Source organism: Kitasatospora sp. LaBMicrA B282 (assembly GCF_050325825.1).
GTDB lineage: Bacteria > Actinomycetota > Actinomycetes > Streptomycetales > Streptomycetaceae > Kitasatospora.
The window spans coordinates 111,469-127,715 of record NZ_JBNQTI010000002.1; the positions used below are offsets into that span (position 1 = coordinate 111,469).

The following is a 16,247-nucleotide window of genomic DNA, read 5'->3' on the forward strand; positions in this document are numbered from 1 at the left end:
GCTACCGTCCTCCCCGGGTGGCGGTCCGGTGCGCGGACAGGGCCGTCACCGTGTAGATGAGCCGCAGCAGGCTGTCCCGGTAGGTGAGGCCCTCGCGGTAGACGATCCAGGTGTGCTGCGGTTCGGCCCAGTCGCCGTCGTCCTGCTGGGTGCGGACCAGGAACTCCAGGCCGGCGCGGACGGGTTCGGTGTCGGCCCGGCCGGCGGCGATCAGCGCCAGCAGCGCCCAGCTGGTCTGGGAGGGGGTGCTGGTGCCGCGGCCGATCCAGGACGGGTCCGTCAGGGCCCGGATGTCCTCGCCCCAACCGCCGTCCTCCTGCTGGTGGGCGGCGATCCAGGCGCAGGCCCGGACCAGGGCGGGGTCGTCGCCGGGGACGCCGCAGGCGGCGAGCCCGGTGACGGCGGCGCTGGTGCCGTGCAGGTGGTGGCAGGCCCACCAGCCGGGCCAGGAACCGTCCGGCTGCTGGTGGTCGCGGAGCCAGGCGATGGCGCGGCGGGCGGCGGGGGTGTCGCCCTGGCCGTCGGCGCCGAGGGCTTCCAGGACGTGCCCGGTGACGTCGGCCGAGGGCGCCTCCAGCAGGCCGATGCCGGCCAGCCGGTCACGGCCCGGCAGGCGCCAGCGCAGCGGTTCGAAGGCGGCCCAACCGCCGTCGTCGCACTGCTGGGAGACCAGCCAGGCGACGGCGCGGCGGCAGGCGGCGTCGACCGCCGGGTCGCTGCCGGGCGGGTGGGCGCGGCGCAGCGCGGCGACGACGAAGCCGGTGTCGTCGGCGTCCGGGTTGGTGTTGTTGGCGAAGACGAACGGCCAGCCGCCGGGGGCCGGGTCGGGGGTCAGGACGGCCCAGTCGCCGGGTTCGGTGACCTCGTTGTCGAGGAGCCACCGCACGGCGGTCTCGGTGGCCTTGGCGTCGGCGCCGGGGGCCGCGAGGGTGGCCCGGAGGGCGAGGGCGGTGTCCATGACGACGGGGATCCACAGGTCGACGTGGCGCTGTCCGTCGTGCTGGGTGACGTACTCGTCGAGCGCGGCCAGCGCGCGGGTGCGGACCGGGTGGTCGGCGGGCAGGCCGGCCGCGTCGAGGCCGATCAGCGCGTTGGCGGTCTGCGGCCAGTTGCCGCCCCAGCCGCCGTCGCGTTCCTGGGTGCGCAGCAGGTACCGGGCGGCCTTGCGGATCGCGCGGCGGCGCAGCGGGGGCAGCGCGCAGCGTGCGTACCAGTGGCTGAGGGTGGTGGCGGCGCGCAGCGGCAGCGGCCGGCGCGGGCGCCCGGTGGTGGGGCGGGCGTGCAGTTCGCCGATGTCGAACCCGGTGGGGACCACCGAACGGCGGGCCATCAGCAGGCTGTTGGCGACCAGCACGCCGCGGCCGGCGGCGCCGAGGTGGTAGATGCTGCCGGGGGCGTCGTCGGGCAGCAGCAGGAGCTCGGGCGGGAGCAGCGGGATGTCGCGCCAGGACCAGAGCCCGATCATGGCGAGCCAGGCGAGCATCAGCGGGTTGTCGAGCGCCTCTACGCCGCCGAGGCCGCGGACGGCGCCGGCGGCGGCGCGCAGCTCGGGTTCGTCGGGGTGGTGGCCGGCCAGCCGCAGCGCGACGTAGCAGAAGACGGAGACCAGGAGTTGGTCGTCGCCGCCGGGGTGGGCGGCCCAGCCGCCGGTGGGGGTCTGCTCGGCCAGGATGGTGCGGGCGGCGGCCGCGGTGGTGTGGTCGGTCGGGATGCGCAGGTAGTGGCGCAGCACGAGCTCGCCGGACTCGCCGATCAGGCTGGCCCGGCAGTCGCCCTGCCAGTGCCCGTCGGGGTGTTGGTGGCGGCGCAGCGCGTCGGCGGCGAGCGCCAGGGCCTCCTCGACGGTGCGGGCGGGCGCGGTACGGGCGGGCGCGGGCGCGGTGGTGGGGGCTGGGGTGGCGGTGGGTCCGGTCGCGTCGGTGGGTTCGGTCGCGTCGGTGGTCATCGCTGCGGCTCCTTCCTGGCGTGGGCGGTGGGCGTCGCCACCGGTGGTGGCGTGGCGGCGGTGCGGCTCGCGGCGATCCGGCGCTGGCGCACGTACATGAAGAGCGAGAAGCTGGCGATCAGGGCGAGGGCGGGGCCGCCGACGAGGTACGCCCAGACGTGGCGGATCCGCCGGCGCCGGGCCTCGATGACCATGTAGGCGCCGAGTGCGGCCCAGGTCAGCGCCAGGTCGGTGTAGACGAAGCAGGAGGCCAGGTTCCGGGTGGCGTCGTGCAGGAAGTCCGTCACCACGCCGATCGGTCCGGCGGCGGCGTCCCGGACGACGAAGGCGACGGCCAGGGTGCCCATCACCAGCGTGCCGACGGCGGCGAACAGCGCGTACATCCGGCACAGGAACCGGTCGTCGGGCCAGGGTTCAGTCGGTGGCACGGTGGGCTCCTGCGGGGCGCGGCGCCGGCTCGAGGTCGGGGTCGGGGTCGATGGCGGGGTCGGGGTCGGGGTCGGGGTCGATGGCGGCGGTGGCGGCGTGGTCGTAGTGGTAGTCGTCGAGGTCGAAGTGCCGGGCCCGCCAGGCGGCTTCGTAGGTGGACGAGGGGCGGACCGCCGGGGCGTCGCCGTGCTCGTCGAAGTAGTAGCTGTGGGTGCCGCCGCAACTCGGGTGCGCGAACACGGTGCCGGGCTGGCGGCGCAGCGCGCGGCGGAACGAGGCGTCGTGCTTCTCGGTGCGGACGACGGCCTGGGTGGCACCGCGGCGGCGGGCCTCGGTGATGACCCGGGTGAGGTGGGTGACCTGGTAGTCGATCATGCCGAACCAGGAGCCGCCGGTGAACGAGTACGGGCCGACGATGAACCAGAGGTTGGGGTAGCCCTTGACCGAGGTGCCCTCGTAGGTCTGGAAGCGCTCGGTGCGCCAGAACTCCCGCAGGTCCCGGCCGCCCGGCCCGTGCACGGGGAAGGGCGGCAGGTTGTCCAGCACGTGGAAGCCGGTGGCCAGCACCAGGACGTCGCAGGGGTGTTCGGTACCGTCCGCGGTGGCGACGCCGGTGGCGGTGATCCGTTCGATGGGCTCGGTGTGCAGCCGGACGTTGTCGCGGGTGAAGGTGCGCCAGTAGCCCTTGCCGAACGACGGCCGTTTGCAGCCGAGCCGGTAGCGCGGGGCCAGGGCGGCCATCAACGCCCGGTCGCCCCTGACCTGTTGGCGCAGGTAGTGGCGGGCGAAGGCCTCGCCGGCGCGCACCAGGAAGGGGAACCGCCGGTACTGGATCATGGCGATGACGAAGCTGACCTCGGTCGCGGTGTCGGTGGCCAGCCGCACCCCGCGCTGGATCCAGGGCGCGGCGGCGAACAGCCGGCGCACGGCCACCGGCACCGGGACGTCCGGCTTGGGGAACACCCAGGTGGGGGTGCGCTGGTAGACGTCGAGGCGTTGCACCCGGGGCGCCACCTCGGGGACCAGCTGGACGGCGGAGGCGCCGGTGCCGACCACGGCCACCCGCTGTCCGGTCAGGTCGAGTTCGGCGTCCCAGCGAGCGGTGTGCACGACCCGGCCGGTGTAGTCGTCGAGGCCCTCGAGGCGGGGCGTCTTGGGTCGGGTGAGCCAGCCGGTGGCACAGACCAGGTAGCGGCCGGTCACCGTGGCGCCGTCCGCCAGCGCGACCTGCCACAGGTGCCGCTCCTCGTCGTAACGCGCTTGCACCACCTGTGAGTTCAGGCGCAGTCGGGAGCGCAGCCGGTACCGGTCGAGGCACTGCTCGGCGTACGCCTTGAGCTCCGCGCCGGGCGGGAAGGCCCGGGACCAGGAGGGCTGCGGGGCGAAGGCGAAGGAGTAGGAGAAGGCGCTGATGTCCACGGCGACGCCGGGGTAGCGGTTGGCGTGCCAGGAGCCGCCGGCGCCGTCCTGCTCGTCGAGGATCAGGAAGTCCTCGATGCCGGCGCGCCGCAGCCCGACCGCGGTGCCGATGCCGGAGAAGCCGGCGCCGATCACCAGCACCTCGTGCTGCGGCTGCTCGGCCCGTCCCGCGGCGGGGGCCGGGGCCTCCCGCCCGGCGGCACCCCGGGCGGGCTGCGGCGGGCCGGCGGCGACCCCGGTCACAGCGCGAGTCCGGTCGAGAGCAGCGCGCCGAAGGCGAGCAGCAGCCAGCAGGTGTGCTCCAGCGCGGGGATCAGCGCCGCGCCGCGGGCCCCGCCGAGCACCAGCCGCAGCGGCAGCACCGCGACCGGGGCGGCGGCGACCACCAGCAGCACCGCCGGCCGCTGCGGCGCCAGCGCCAGCGCGGCGGCGAAGGCGGCGGCGACCAGCAGCGCGTAGTAGACCCGGGTACGGCGCTCCCCCAGCCGGACCGCGACGGTGATCTTGCCGGCCGCGCTGTCGGTGGGGATGTCGCGCAGGTTGTTGGTGGTCAGCAGCGCGCAGGCGAGCAGACCCATCGGCACACCGGCGCCCACCGCGGTCGCGGGCACCCGGTGGAGCTGGATGAAGGTGGTGGCGCAGACGGCGATGATGCCGTGGAAGACGAAGATGCTGACGTCCCCCAGCGAACGGTAGCCGTACGGGCTGGCGCCGCCGGTGTAGAACCAGCCGCCGAGCGCGCAGAGCGCGGCCAGCGCGAGCAGCCACCAGCTGATGGTCACGGCCATGACCAGACCCGCCACGGTGGCGACGCCGTACAGCGCCAGGCCGAAGCGCAGCACCTGCCGGGCGGAGGCCCGTCCCGAGCCGACCAGCCGGACCGGGCCCACCCGGTTGTCGTCGGCGCCGCGGATGCCGTCGCTGTAGTCGTTGAGGAAGTTGGTGCCGAGCACGAAGCCGAGGGCGAACAGCAGGGTCAGCGCGGTGCGCCAGGCCCGGACCGAGCCGTCGGCGGCGGCCACCGCGGTGCCGACCGCGATCGGGGCGAGGGTGACCGGCAACGTCTTCAACCGGGCGCCGAGCAGCCAGGCGCGCACGGCGCTCGGCCGTTCCGGGGCGCCGGGACGGATGGTCGCGCTCACCGCTTCCTCCCCACGCCGAGGAAGAGCACGCCGGTGGCCCGCACCGGGACCATCCGGACCCGGTCGCGCCGCCCGACCAGGTAGCCGATCCCCTCCCTGAAGTGCGGTCGCAGACCGTGGAGTTCGAGCTCCACGCCGTTCGAGCACGCGGTGCGCAGCAGCCGGGGGCGGTTGACGAACAGCCGGTGGTCGTGGGTACCGCGCTCGGGCCGGCCGGGCAGCGGCAGGCGCTCCGCCAGGGTGACGGCCACCAGCCGGGCCAGCCGGGTGTCGGCGATGGTGTCCACGATCAGCGTGCCGCCGGGGCGCAGCACCCGGCAGGCCTCGGCCACGGCCCCGTACGGGTCGGGGACGTGCTCCAGGCACTGCCCGGCGGTGACCACGTCGAACGTGCCGTCAGCGAAGGGCAGTTGGGCGAGGTCGGCGCGGGCGAGGGCGTGGTAGCCGTGCCGGCCGGCCTCGCGCAGGGAGAGCTGGGAGAGGTCGACGCCGGTCAGCCGGTAGCCCTTGCCGGACAGGTGGGGGGCGAACAGCCCGCCGCCGCACGCCAGGTCCAGCAGCCGGGCGTCGTCCCGGGTGGCGGGAGGCACGAACTGGGCGCGGGCGCGGGCGATCCAGCCCAGCGGGGCGAGCGGGCCGCGCGGGTCCCACCAGGTGTCGGCGAGGCGGTCGTAGTCGGTGATGAGGTCGCTTCGCAGGTGTGGCACAGCGGTACTCCTTGGCGGCGGGCGTGCGAGGCCGCGGACGTGCGGGGGTGCCTGTGGGCGGGCGGGGGTGCCTGTGGGCGGGCGGGAGGGCCCGGGAGCGCGCGGGTGTGGGCTCGCGGACGTGCGGGTGCAGACCCGCGGACGTGCGGCCGCAGCGGCGGTGTTCCCGGAGTGGGGCCGGTCAGGCGGCGTTCTGCAGGGTCCGCAGGGCGGGGTGCCGGTCGGCGAAGCTGCCGACCAGGTCGCTCAGGCAGCGCCGGACGACGGGCGCGTGCGGGGCGGTCGCCGGGTGGGTCTCCACCGCGTGCAGGGCGTCGTCGGTGTACCGCTGCGCGACCTTGGCGGCCCGGGCGATCGCACCCGACGCGTGCAGGACGGCCACCACCTCGCTGCATTGTTCGGCGGTAATCGGTTGTTTCCGCAGGGTCGGCACCAGGCGATTACCGAGATCCTGGACGGCGTAGATCACCGGCAGGGTGTAGACGCCGTTGAGAATGTCCTTGGCCGGCTGCTTTCCGGTTTCCCGGCTGCAGATATCGAGAATGTCGTCCCAGATCTGGAATGCCATGCCCAGGTTGTGACCGAAACTCTCCAGGGCCTCCCGCTCACCCTTCCCGGCCTTCGCCTGCAGCGCCCCCATCGAGGCGGCCGTGCGCAGCAGGCTCGCCGTCTTCCCGGAGACCGCGGCGAAGTAGTCCGCCTCGCTGCGCAGCGGATCGTGCAGCTGGCTGGACTCCAGCATCTGCCCGACGCACAGGTCGGACAGCGTCTCGGCCATGGCGAGCAGGTGCGGCCGGCCCAGCGCGGCGGCGCCCTGCATGCAGCGGGCCAGCAGGTAGTCGCCGGTGAGCAGCGCGATGGCGGTGCCGTACTTGGCGTTGATGCTCGGCCTGCCGCGCCTGATCTGGGCCTCGTCGATCACGTCGTCGTGGTGCAGGGTGGCGATGTGCAGGGCCTCCACGACCGCGGCGCCCTCGATGACGCGCCGGTGGGTCCGGCCCTCCCGCCCGGTGTCGAGCAGGTACGAGCAGAGCAGCACCAGGGTCGGCCGCAGCAGCTGCCCGCCGTTCTGCACGCCGTACAGCACGGGCTCCCTGACCCGGTCGTGCGGCGGCTCCAGGAGGGAGTGCAGCGCCTCCCGGACCCGGACCAGATCCTCCTGGAGTCGCTCCTGAATTCTGGCGGATTCCCCGTCGGTCGAGGACGAATGCGCAGTGCGCGGCTGTCTAGGCGTCATTTTCCGTTTCCTTCCCCCGTACCCAACAAAGCCAGGAGACACGATAGGAGAGCGCTCAAGATCACACCAGGGCCTTGGCGGGAATTCGAGTCGCGTTCGAGTCGCGATCGGGAATTCGGGGTGTCGCTCCGCAGAGCGGACGGTGACCACGGGGAGTTCCAGGGGGAGTTCCAGTGGTGGTCGCTGCTCGAAATCCCGTTGCGAACGCCGCCCACGCGGGTGCGAGGATCCAGGGATGATCTACACCATCAAGACCGTGCGACGTGAGGACTGGCGCGAGGCCAAGGAGATCCGGCTCGCCGCACTCCGGGACCCCATCGCCCACCTCGCCTTCCTGGAGACCCTGGAGCAGGCCCTGGCCAGGCCCGACGAGTTCTGGCAGGACCGCGCCCAGGCCTCCGCCGAGGGAACGTCCCTGCGGCAGTTCGTGGCGGAAGACGCCGACCGCGCCTGGCTCGGCACGGTCACGGTCCGCGTCGAACTGCCCGGCGACGAGAAGGCCTTCGGGGAGCCGCCGAAGGCCCCCCAGACCCATGTCGTCGGCGTCTTCGTCCAGCCCGCAGCACGCGGCACCGGCCTCGCTCAGCAGTTGCTCGGCGCCGCCCTGGAGTGGTCCTGGTCGCTCCCCGAGCCCCGGATCGAACGCGTCCGCCTGCACGTCCACGAGGCCAACCCCCGCGCCGAGGCCGTCTACCGCAGGGTGGGCTTCGAACGCACCGGGTACGAGGTCCTTGTTCCCGACGAGACGCCGTTCCACGAGATCGAGCTGGCGGTGCGGAGGGGGTGAGGTGACGGACGGGTTGGGGGGACGCGGCCCGGAGGCATGACTGCACTCCCCCGGGCGGTCAACCCGTCCGGTCATCCATCGAGCCGCTGGAGAGCAATGACCGTTCGTGACCCGATCAAGGTACTCAGGCGGATGCCGCGAGACCAGCATCGCTCACATGCGCGAATGGAGGTCTCATGGGCGGCTCTACTCGCCGACCGCCTCGCGCACGGCGTTCAGCGCGACCAGCCACGGATACGCGGCCGGCTGCCCTTGGCCCGGCGGATTCGGCTCGAACGAACCTGGGCCGAGTAGTACCGTCACACCGGCGCCTCGCAGGGTCGCGATCGTGCTCTCGAACTGCGGGTGGGCGCAGAGCGCTTGGTTGACACAGGGCATCGTGACCAAGGGGATGCCCTTGCCGATCGCCTCAGCCGCGAAGGCGACCGGCCAGCTGGACGTCAGTCCGAGCGCCCAGGAGTTCATGGTGTTGAAGGTCGCAGGTGCGAGGAGCGCCACAGTGGCCGGGGGCCACGGGTCGCTTTCGCCTGGGCGTCGGTGGCGGTGGCGGATCGGGTGGCCGGTCAGTTGCTCCAGGTCCGACATGCTGTCGGTCAGCCAGTCGGCGGCCGTGGGGGTGAGGCCGAGGCAGACGTCCCAGCCATCGGCCTGGGCCCGCTCGATCACGGGCACGAGGTCGAGCACGGGTGGGGCAGCGGAGCCCAGCAGGTACAGGACGCGATCGTCGGTCGACATGGCGCTCATCGAAGCAACTTACGCCTTCGGCCGTCCACCACCGTTGTTGTCGAACAGCGGAGCATCCACTACCACCAGGAGTATCGTCGGTCGGCGGTCGGGATCACGAGACGCAGACGGACCGTGCCCCCGACCGTCGGCGCCCGGCGAGGGCATCAGCGCGACTTGTCAGCGCGCAGCGGCCACCGCGTCGGTGTACATCTCCGTGGTGAAGTCATCCTCCGTGATCCCCAGTTCGCGAAGGACGCCCCGGATCGTGTCAAGGGCCTCCGCCAGGCCGGCCTCATCGGTGCTCGTCTCGACCTCGATGAAGGTCTTCCCGTCCAGCTCGGGCACGAGCACGAGGGTCGCCAGGAAGTCACGACCGCTTACCGTGAAGGAGTAGTTCCGGCAGCGCTTCTCGAACTCGATCACAGGCAGGTAGCCCAATCCGCGCAGGATCGCGTGTGCGGCGACGGCGTCCTCGGTGCGGATCTCATACTCCGGCTTGGACCCGGAGGCCTCGTCCACGCGAGCACCCTTGTAGGTCAGGAAGGTCCTGGTGTCGTGGACCGAGTGGACGGTCCGGACCCGAAGCTCCCGATCCCCGGCCCCGAGCACGCTGTCAGCGGTGTCGTAGTAGGTGTCCTGGTAGACCTCGGGTCGGCCGGGCCCGTAGTTCTTCTCCAACTGGTCCAGCACTTCCTCGGGGTCTCGCACGACCGCCTTCAGCTCGGCCTCGATCGCCAACGTCTCCTCCTCAGATGACGCGGTGGGCGTCCGTCAGCATCGAATCAAACAGTCTGCGGAACCCGTCGTACAAGGCTTCGCCCACCGCGAGACCTCGGTTGCCCCTGGTTCGATTCACTGGCCCCCGAGGCCCGGATACGCTGCCGCCATGACGATCCGGGCCGTGGTCTGCGACATCGGGGAAACCCTCACCAGCGACACCCGTTACTGGCACGACTGGGCCACCTGGCTCGGTGTGCCCACGCACACCATGTCAGCGCTGGTGGGCTCCGTGCTCGCACAGGGCCTGGACAACGCCGAGGCGATCAGGATCGTGCGGCCGGGCTGCGACGTGCCCACGGAATGGGAAGCGCGCCGCGCCGCCGGACACGACGAGTACCTCGATGAGACCGATCTCTACCCGGACGTCCGCCCAGCCCTCCAGCAGCTCATGGAGCACGGAGTGTGGGTCGGCGTGGCCGGCAACCAGAACTCCCGTGCCGCCGAATGCCTCCGCCGGCTCGGTCTGCCGGTGGACGGCATCGCCGCGAGCGCCGAGTGGGGCGTTGCCAAGCCGGACCCGGTGTTCTTCGAGCGCGTCATCGACTGGACCGGTTGCCGACCAGCAGAGATCGTTTACGTCGGCGACCACCCGGCCAACGACATCGTCCCCGCCCAGGCGGCTGGGCTCCGCGCCGCTCACCTTCGCCGCGGCCCCATCGGGCTCACCACGGTGGCCCCGTCAGCGAATTGGACCAGCGACTCGCTGAGCGAGCTGGTGGACCTGCTGACCAAGGCGGTATGAAGAACCGCTCCACCAGGCGACGTTGAGTCTGTTGAGCCCCCGGGCCGGGCGGGCCCCGGGTACCGTTCCGAGTGGTCGCACGGAACGGAGTCCAGCATGCCCAGCGCCGTCCTGCTCGGATACCGAATCGCCACAGCACGGGCCCTTTCCGGCATGACACGGGCCCAAGTGTGCGAGGCGTCGGGGGTCTCGCTCAGCATGCTCCGCAAGGTGGAGGGCGGCGAGCGTTCGCCGAGCGACGCGGTGCTCGACGCACTCGCCGAGGCGCTCGGCACGACGGCAGGCGAACTGCTCGGCGGCCCCGGGCGCACTGACAGTCGCGTCCACCGAATGATCCCCGCCATCCAGAGCGCCATCGCCGTTTACGACCTCCCAGGGGATGGGCCCGTCAGAACGGCCGCAGCGCTGGAGGCCGCGGTCGACGAGCTGACTCAGCACCGTGTGCAGTCCCGCTACGGCCGGCTCGCCGAGCAGGCGCCCGGGCTGCTGGAGGAGCTGTGCCGAGCGCTGGACTCTGCGGCCGGCCGGCAGCGGCAACACATCGCCAGGCTCCTGGTGCTCGCCCTGCGCGCAGCTGACGCTGTGGCCTACAAGTACGGCTACGTCGACCTGTCGGCGCGCCTGGTAGATCTGATGCGCTGGGCGGCCGGCATCACCGAGGACCCGGCCGTGCTGGCTTCGGCCGCGTACGTCCGTACGGAGGTGTTCTTCGCTTCCCACCAGCTTGGCGCTGGGCTACGGGCTCTGGAAGTTGCCGCCGAGGCACTTCCCAGCCCGGTCACGGTACCGCTCGCCGCCGCGGGGGCCGCCCTCCACATGCGGGCCGCGGTGGTTGCCGGACGCCTCCGGGACCCAGGCCACGCCCGAACGCACCTGGCGGCGGCCGACCGGCTGGCCACCCAGGTTCCAGAGAGCCTGTACGACGGGACCGCGGTCGGCCCGGACTCGCTTCAGATCCACCGGCTGGCGGTCGCCGTCGAGCTTGCCGATCCAGCCGGGCTTGCCCGGGCGGTCGCTGAGGCCAGCCGGTGGGCACCCCTGCGCACGCTGCCGGCGGAGCGTCGCTCGCACTATTACATCGATCTCGGTCGCGCGCAGATGCAGCTGGGCCGGCGCGAGCACGCCCTGGAGTCGCTCCAGGTCGCGCGGCGGATCGCGCCGCAGCATGTCCGCGAGCACGGACAGGTGCGGGCCGAGTTGGCGACGCTTCTGCGCTTGTCCCGGGGGCGGGACGAGGAGCTGCGCGCGTTCTGTCGGTGGGCCCGCGCCGTCTGAATGAGTGCCACAGGTTGTGGCACTTCGCGCCCTGCCAGCGGCCGATGATCCCTGTGTGACCACAGCACCCGCTCCAGCCGGAGCCGACGACCCCAGGCACGCCGGTCTGCACATGACGATCCGCGAATGGCTGGAGGCTTGCCACCTGCACCCGGATCCCGAAACGTACCTGGCGCACGGGTACCTCGACCTGTGCCTGCGCGCATGGCCGTCTGCCAAGGGGCAACCACTTCGACTCGCCGCGCAATGGGCCGTGTGGACCTGGCTCGTTGACGACTCATTCGACGCTGATGATCCGGCAATCAGCGACGTCACACCTGTTCTGGTGGGTGCTGTGGATGACGAGCCGTTGCCAGCGGACACCCACCCGCTCGCCGTCGCGCTCGGTGACCTGTGCTCGAAGACCCGGGCCATCATGCCTGGGTGGTGGTGGGGCCGGTTCCGCGAGGCGCTGGGCGTGTGGCTCGCCACCGCCGAGGCGAAGCTGTTGTCCTACCTGCGGCCTGGGCGGACACCTTCCTTGGCGGAGTACCTGCGGTTGCGGCCGGACGACGGCGGGATGCAGCTGGCCGCCATGTGGTGCGAGGTCGCGAACCTGTGCGTCACCCTGGACTGGCGGGATCCGCTCGTTCAGGAGCTCGTGGCAGCATTCTCTGCCTGCGGCATCCTGCTGAACGACCTGGCGGCGGCCCCCGGTGACACGTTCACCGCGGTTCAGGCCTTGGTTCACGCGGAGGCGATGTCGATCGAGCAGGCGCGCGCGGAGGTCGAGCAACTGCTGGCCGCGGAGGAGCGTCGGTTCGCCGTACGCCTGTGGGCAGCGCGGGCGCAGAGCGTCGGGCTCGCGGGCGGTTCAGTGCTTGAGGGTGAGGTTCGGGAGGACACAGCGCAGTTCGCCCGGGCGCTCGACCAGTTCCGCCGGGCGCTTGCCGAGTGGACCCGCGAAAGCAGCCGGTACGTGTGGGCTGCCCCGGCGGATGATGGTCGGGTCGACGGCGGCCGAGCGAGGGCCACGATCCTTGCCCCCACCCGGACGTAACGGCGGATGCCCTGATCAGCAGCTTGATCAGGGCATCCACACGGCCGACCCGCCTACGGCGTCGTCTCCTTCGCGGCCGCCGGAACGGTCGGTGCCTTGTCGGCGAGGTGGACAGGGTTGGTGCACTGGTACTGCGTCACGACGGTCCGCGCGATCTTGAGCGCGATGTCGGCGTACGCCTGGCGCACCCGGGTGAGTGAGTACTGCGAGTCCTCCGGAGCCCCGTCGATGGTGATCCACACGTACGGTGTGGCGGGACCGTCGGCCCACTCGGCCGGGACCTGGAAGTCGCACCGCAGGTAGAACTCAAGGATGTCGTGCTGGTCGTCGATCCACCCTTGGGCGTCCGGGCCGAAGTCCAGTGCGTGCCCGCCCCTCGACTGGACGCCCGACATCGCAAGGCCGTTCCGACTGGGTTGGACCGTCGCTTCGAGGACCGAGTCTCCCGCCCACCGCACGGCGCAGTAGCTCTGCCCGGAGCCGAGGCCCGCTGTCATCGGGGTGACGATCTCGGCCCCCGAGTGGTCGACGGCCGTCCCGTTCGTCCCGACCAGCGGCCTGAGGTCATCCGGACCGAGAACGGACCAGCAGGCCGACTGCGGCAGCACGACGGACTGCCACGGCTTCCACCAGAAGGCCGTGACTCCGGCCGCCACCAGCACGGCGGCGATGGCGCCGGCCCACCGGCGCCGACGCGTCACGCGGCTCGTCGAAGGAGTGTCGTCTTCGTGTTCGGTCATGTCACTTCGAACCTGTGAGGTACTTCGCGGCACCGTCGGCGAAGCCGTTCTGGGCGCCGTCGGAAGCGAAGTTGGCCAGGTCAGTGGCATCGGTGGTGTTCATTCCCTGCGCCAGGGCTGCCGACAGAACCGCGTTCCGAGCTGCATCGCCGGCCCCGGTCTCAGCGGTGCCACTGGACTGGAGGACCTGGTCGGCTGCCAAACCATGCGTGTCGACCTTGTAGCAGGAGGCCACGCTCTGGATGATCCCGCTGGCCTGCCCGTTGATCGGGCCACCGACCACCGGCATGGGACCGATCTTGCCGCCGCCCGTCATGTCCCAGAGCTTCTGCGCCCAACCCGCGTCGCGGTCGATCGCCTTGTTGTAGGCGGCGTCGCTCTGCTGGTGCTGCGCGTAGATCGCGTCCGCCTTCCCACCGGTGAGGATCGCCGCCACCGTGCCGCCCGGACGGGCCGCGGTCGACAGTGCGGCCTCCAAGTACTTGTGGTCACCGGCCTGTTGCATGATGTCGTGCACATGAGCCGTGGTGTACGCCTGCTGCGCCTGCGCGATGCTGCCATAGGCGTCGGGGTCGTGGCCGAGCGCCGCGAGGAACCGTGTGGTGGCTGCCGAATCCAGCGTCGGCTGGGGGTGATTGGGATCCACCGTCTCGTACAGCGGTAGCTTGTCATGCGGAGCGAACGCCGACTGCACCTCGCCCATGTAGGCGGCGGTCATGTGACCGAGGCTGGTGTTCATCGAGTGGAAGACGGCACCGTTCCCGGTGATCAAGTCCGGTCCCTTGTTGGTGCCCATCAACGTCACCACCTGCTGCATCACCGACGTCATCGCAGGCGTGTGCAGCGGATACGGCACCCCCTCCGCGTCGTACGGCTGCCCGATGGTCGCCGCCTCCAGCGCGTGGCCGAGCGCGCCCGCCTCCAGGTCGCAGGCCTTGCCGCCCAGGATGGCGTCCTTGGTCGTGATGTCCTGGAGGATGGAGCCGTAGCCGGGGTCCGTGAGCTTCGCCAGGTAGTTGTTGGACCCGCTCGCCGCCGCCTTGACCGTCCCGTCCGGGTTGTACTGCGTCGGCGGGTCGGAGAAGAACTTCGTCGCCGCGTCCGGGCTGTGCCCGAGGGCTTCCAGCATGCCCGACATCGGGTTGAGGCCGCCGTTCTTCCCGTCCCCCGGGCCGAGGAAGAAGGTCTGCGTGACCGGGTTGGCCTTCATGACCGCGTCCGACCACATGTGCGGGTCCTGCTCGCTCAGCTGGGTCATGTGCTCGGCGATCGGCTGCAGGAAGTGCGCGTCGTAGTTGCCGGTCCGCAGGATGTTGGACAGGATCTGGTACCCGTACGGGTTGCCGCCCTGCAACTGGTCCGGCAGCAGCTGGTACTGCGTGGCACCCGCCTTGCGCAGCCCCGCCTCCCACTCGTCGGACAGGTGCGGCACGTTCTTGGTGTCGGTGGCGCTGGCCAGTGCCGTGCCGAGATTGACCTGGAGCTGGGTGAGGTTGTCCTTGTCGGGCGTGCCGTAGTAGCTGTACTCGCCCATCGCACCGTACGACTTCAGGAAGCCGTCCGGGCCCAGCGTGTTGTAGAAGTCGGTGTTGAACTGCGGGTCGTTGGCGTGCGCCTTCAGGATCGCGTTCAGCTGGGCGACCTGGGCGTCGGTGGCCTTGCTGCCCAGGCTCAGCAGGTCGGCGGCCTGCTTGACCTCGCCGGTCTCCAGCCCGCCCACCGGCGAGCAGGTGAAGCTCTGGGTGCTCGTGCCGGTATCGGCGCCGACGGTGTACGCCAGGCCCTGGTCGGCCGTGGTGGCACGGTCCAGCGCCGCCTGGATCTGCTGGTGGATCGCGTCGGCCTTGCTCTTCCAGGTCGAGTCGTACTGCGGGTCGTGCTTGTCCGCGTCGCTGGTGGCGGGCGGCCACTGGACGGTGCCCGACGAGTCGATCGTCAGGCCTTCCTGGGTGCCGGACTGGACCGCGGTCAGCAGGGCCTGCTGCGCCGCCGCGAACTCGGTGTGCCCGTCGCGCAGCGCGCGGGCGAGGCCGCTGGCCTCTTCGAAGGCCATGTCGATCTGGTTGCGGACGTCGGTCAGCGAGCCGGCGCAGGCCTCGGCGGCCGGGCCGGTCCAGCCGCAGCCCTGCAGCGTGCCGATGACCGAGGTCTGCAGCTCGGTGGAGAGGTCCCAGTTGCGGACCAGCGCCTCGAAGTCGGAGGCGGCGCCGTCGAGACTGCTGAGGTCGGTGTGCTGGAGTTGGTCGAAGGTCACCATGGTGGGTCAGCTCACCCCTGGCCGCCGAAGCGGCCCCGGTTGGCGCCCTCGGTCGTGTCGTAGTTCTGGGCGGTGGTGTGCAGGTTCTGCGCGACGGCATCCAGCCGCGCCGCCAGCGCCTGGACCTGGGACTCCCAGGTCGCCCAGGCGTTGTAGAGGGCCATGCTGCTCTGCCAGCCCTGCAGTGCGCCGACGGCGGTGCCGACGTTCGTCCACGGCTTGTCGCACTCGGTGTGCAGCGTGCCCCGCAGCGTCGTCGCGTTCTGACCGGCGGTGTTCAGCGCGCCGGTGCTCACCGTGACGGTCGTGCCACCGCCACCACTGCCGCCCCCGGTGCCGCCGGTCGCGGTCGAACCGATCGTGACCGGGCTGGTGTCACCCGCGAGATCCGGGAACTGCTTCTTCGCCTGCTCGGTCAGGTTGCCCGAGCTGTCGAAGAGCCACGGATTGACCTTCCGCTCGAAGTCCAGGTCGACCATGCCATACCCCCACCCATCGACACACCAGTGTTGTTGCGGACCAATCAAGGCCAAATTGATCATAATACCGCAGCCCGGTCAGCCCTCGACTTCCGCCGACGGCGCCGCAGGCACACCCCCTCCCGGATAGCCTCGGTCCGACGAGGCATCAGAACGGATGGGGGGCTGCGGCGATGGACCACGGCATCGAACTGGCCGACGCGATCGAGGCGATCCGGCGGCAGTTGTCGGAGGCGGCGGAGCGGGGGGCCGGGCAGGCGGTTCAGTTCGAGGTCGGGCCGGTGGCGCTGGAGTTCACGGTGGAGCTGAAGCGGGACGCGCGGGCGAAGGGCGGGGTCAAGGCCTGGGTGCTCTCCGGTGACCTGGAGGGCGGGGTGGCGCAGAGCCGGGTGCACAAGCTGTCGGTGACCCTCACCCCGCGGCCGGCCGGCGGCGACGGGAGTCTGCTGGTCGGCAATCCGGACGTCGGGTCGCTGGATCCGTTCGGGGCCGGTGCGCCCGGTGAGGGCGAGGCGTGACGCTCTCGGCCCGGCGGGTGGCGTG

Annotated in this window: 16 protein-coding genes; 5 read left to right on the plus strand and 11 right to left on the minus strand. The window is 71.6% G+C overall.

Annotated features, from left to right (window positions below; all coding sequences use genetic code 11):
- Position 1: 1 nt before the first annotated feature.
- The 6 genes from ACQRUO_RS01110 to ACQRUO_RS01135 all read right to left on the minus strand — a co-directional run bounded on the left by ACQRUO_RS01110 (position 2) and on the right by ACQRUO_RS01135 (position 6,879).
- Positions 2–1,945, minus strand: a complete 1,944-nt coding sequence (locus ACQRUO_RS01110) for a prenyltransferase/squalene oxidase repeat-containing protein (protein ID WP_428313722.1) — start codon at positions 1,943–1,945, stop codon at positions 2–4.
- The gene (locus ACQRUO_RS01115; RefSeq protein ID WP_428313723.1) at positions 1,942–2,373 is read right to left on the minus strand and encodes a DUF2834 domain-containing protein; all 432 of its coding nucleotides are present in this window, start codon (positions 2,371–2,373) and stop codon (positions 1,942–1,944) included. The genes ACQRUO_RS01110 and ACQRUO_RS01115 overlap by 4 nt, the downstream gene beginning before the upstream one ends.
- The gene (locus tag ACQRUO_RS01120) at positions 2,360–4,036 is read right to left on the minus strand and encodes a flavin-containing monooxygenase (protein ID WP_428313724.1); all 1,677 of its coding nucleotides are present in this window, start codon (positions 4,034–4,036) and stop codon (positions 2,360–2,362) included. The genes ACQRUO_RS01115 and ACQRUO_RS01120 overlap by 14 nt, the downstream gene beginning before the upstream one ends.
- Positions 4,033–4,935 carry a 1,4-dihydroxy-2-naphthoate polyprenyltransferase gene (locus ACQRUO_RS01125; protein ID WP_428313725.1) on the minus strand — a complete coding sequence of 301 codons (903 nt, stop codon included), beginning with the start codon at positions 4,933–4,935 and terminating at the stop codon, positions 4,033–4,035. The genes ACQRUO_RS01120 and ACQRUO_RS01125 overlap by 4 nt, the downstream gene beginning before the upstream one ends.
- Positions 4,932–5,642, minus strand: a complete 711-nt coding sequence (locus tag ACQRUO_RS01130) for a methyltransferase domain-containing protein (protein ID WP_428313726.1) — start codon at positions 5,640–5,642, stop codon at positions 4,932–4,934. The genes ACQRUO_RS01125 and ACQRUO_RS01130 overlap by 4 nt, the downstream gene beginning before the upstream one ends.
- Before the next feature lie 181 nt (positions 5,643–5,823).
- Positions 5,824–6,879, minus strand: a complete 1,056-nt coding sequence (locus ACQRUO_RS01135) for a polyprenyl synthetase family protein (protein ID WP_428313727.1) — start codon at positions 6,877–6,879, stop codon at positions 5,824–5,826.
- 235 nt (positions 6,880–7,114) lie between these two features.
- Between ACQRUO_RS01135 and ACQRUO_RS01140 the strand changes: the two genes are divergently transcribed.
- Positions 7,115–7,666: a GNAT family N-acetyltransferase gene (locus ACQRUO_RS01140; protein ID WP_428313728.1), complete on the plus strand. Its 552-nt coding sequence runs from the start codon at positions 7,115–7,117 to the stop codon at positions 7,664–7,666.
- Between the two features lie 186 nt (positions 7,667–7,852).
- On the opposite strand, the gene ACQRUO_RS01145 is transcribed toward ACQRUO_RS01140, so the two are convergent.
- On the minus strand, positions 7,853–8,410 hold the full coding sequence (locus ACQRUO_RS01145) for a flavoprotein (protein ID WP_428313729.1): 558 nt from the start codon (positions 8,408–8,410) through the stop codon (positions 7,853–7,855).
- A gap of 159 nt (positions 8,411–8,569) precedes the next feature.
- Complete coding sequence (gene cyaB / locus ACQRUO_RS01150) at positions 8,570–9,130, minus strand: class IV adenylate cyclase (RefSeq protein ID WP_428313730.1); 561 nt, start codon at positions 9,128–9,130, stop codon at positions 8,570–8,572.
- A 148-nt stretch (positions 9,131–9,278) separates the two neighbouring features.
- Here cyaB and ACQRUO_RS01155 point away from each other — a divergent pair, with 148 nt between their 5' ends.
- The 3 genes from ACQRUO_RS01155 (at position 9,279) to ACQRUO_RS01165 (ending at position 12,228) form a co-directional block, all read left to right on the plus strand.
- Entirely contained in the window at positions 9,279–9,914 is a 636-nt protein-coding gene (locus ACQRUO_RS01155; protein WP_428313731.1) for an HAD family hydrolase, read from the plus strand.
- Positions 9,915–10,010: 96 nt separating this feature from the next.
- Entirely contained in the window at positions 10,011–11,189 is a 1,179-nt protein-coding gene (locus tag ACQRUO_RS01160; protein WP_428313732.1) for a helix-turn-helix domain-containing protein, read from the plus strand.
- Between the two features lie 112 nt (positions 11,190–11,301).
- Complete coding sequence (locus ACQRUO_RS01165) at positions 11,302–12,228, plus strand: terpene synthase family protein (protein ID WP_428313733.1); 927 nt, start codon at positions 11,302–11,304, stop codon at positions 12,226–12,228.
- Positions 12,229–12,281: 53 nt separating this feature from the next.
- Here ACQRUO_RS01165 and ACQRUO_RS01170 read toward each other — a convergent pair whose 3' ends face one another.
- The 3 genes from ACQRUO_RS01170 to ACQRUO_RS01180 are packed head-to-tail and all read right to left on the minus strand — an operon-like array spanning position 12,282 to position 15,704.
- A complete protein-coding gene (locus ACQRUO_RS01170; protein ID WP_428313734.1) occupies positions 12,282–12,968 on the minus strand; it encodes a hypothetical protein in 687 nt (228 codons plus the stop codon).
- A gap of 1 nt (position 12,969) precedes the next feature.
- Positions 12,970–15,225 carry a hypothetical protein gene (locus ACQRUO_RS01175; protein WP_428313735.1) on the minus strand — a complete coding sequence of 752 codons (2,256 nt, stop codon included), beginning with the start codon at positions 15,223–15,225 and terminating at the stop codon, positions 12,970–12,972.
- A gap of 11 nt (positions 15,226–15,236) precedes the next feature.
- Complete coding sequence (locus ACQRUO_RS01180) at positions 15,237–15,704, minus strand: WXG100 family type VII secretion target (RefSeq protein WP_428313736.1); 468 nt, start codon at positions 15,702–15,704, stop codon at positions 15,237–15,239.
- A 173-nt stretch (positions 15,705–15,877) separates the two neighbouring features.
- Here ACQRUO_RS01180 and ACQRUO_RS01185 point away from each other — a divergent pair, with 173 nt between their 5' ends.
- Positions 15,878–16,222, plus strand: a complete 345-nt coding sequence (locus ACQRUO_RS01185) for a trypco2 family protein (protein WP_428313737.1) — start codon at positions 15,878–15,880, stop codon at positions 16,220–16,222.
- Positions 16,223–16,247: the final 25 nt, after the last annotated feature.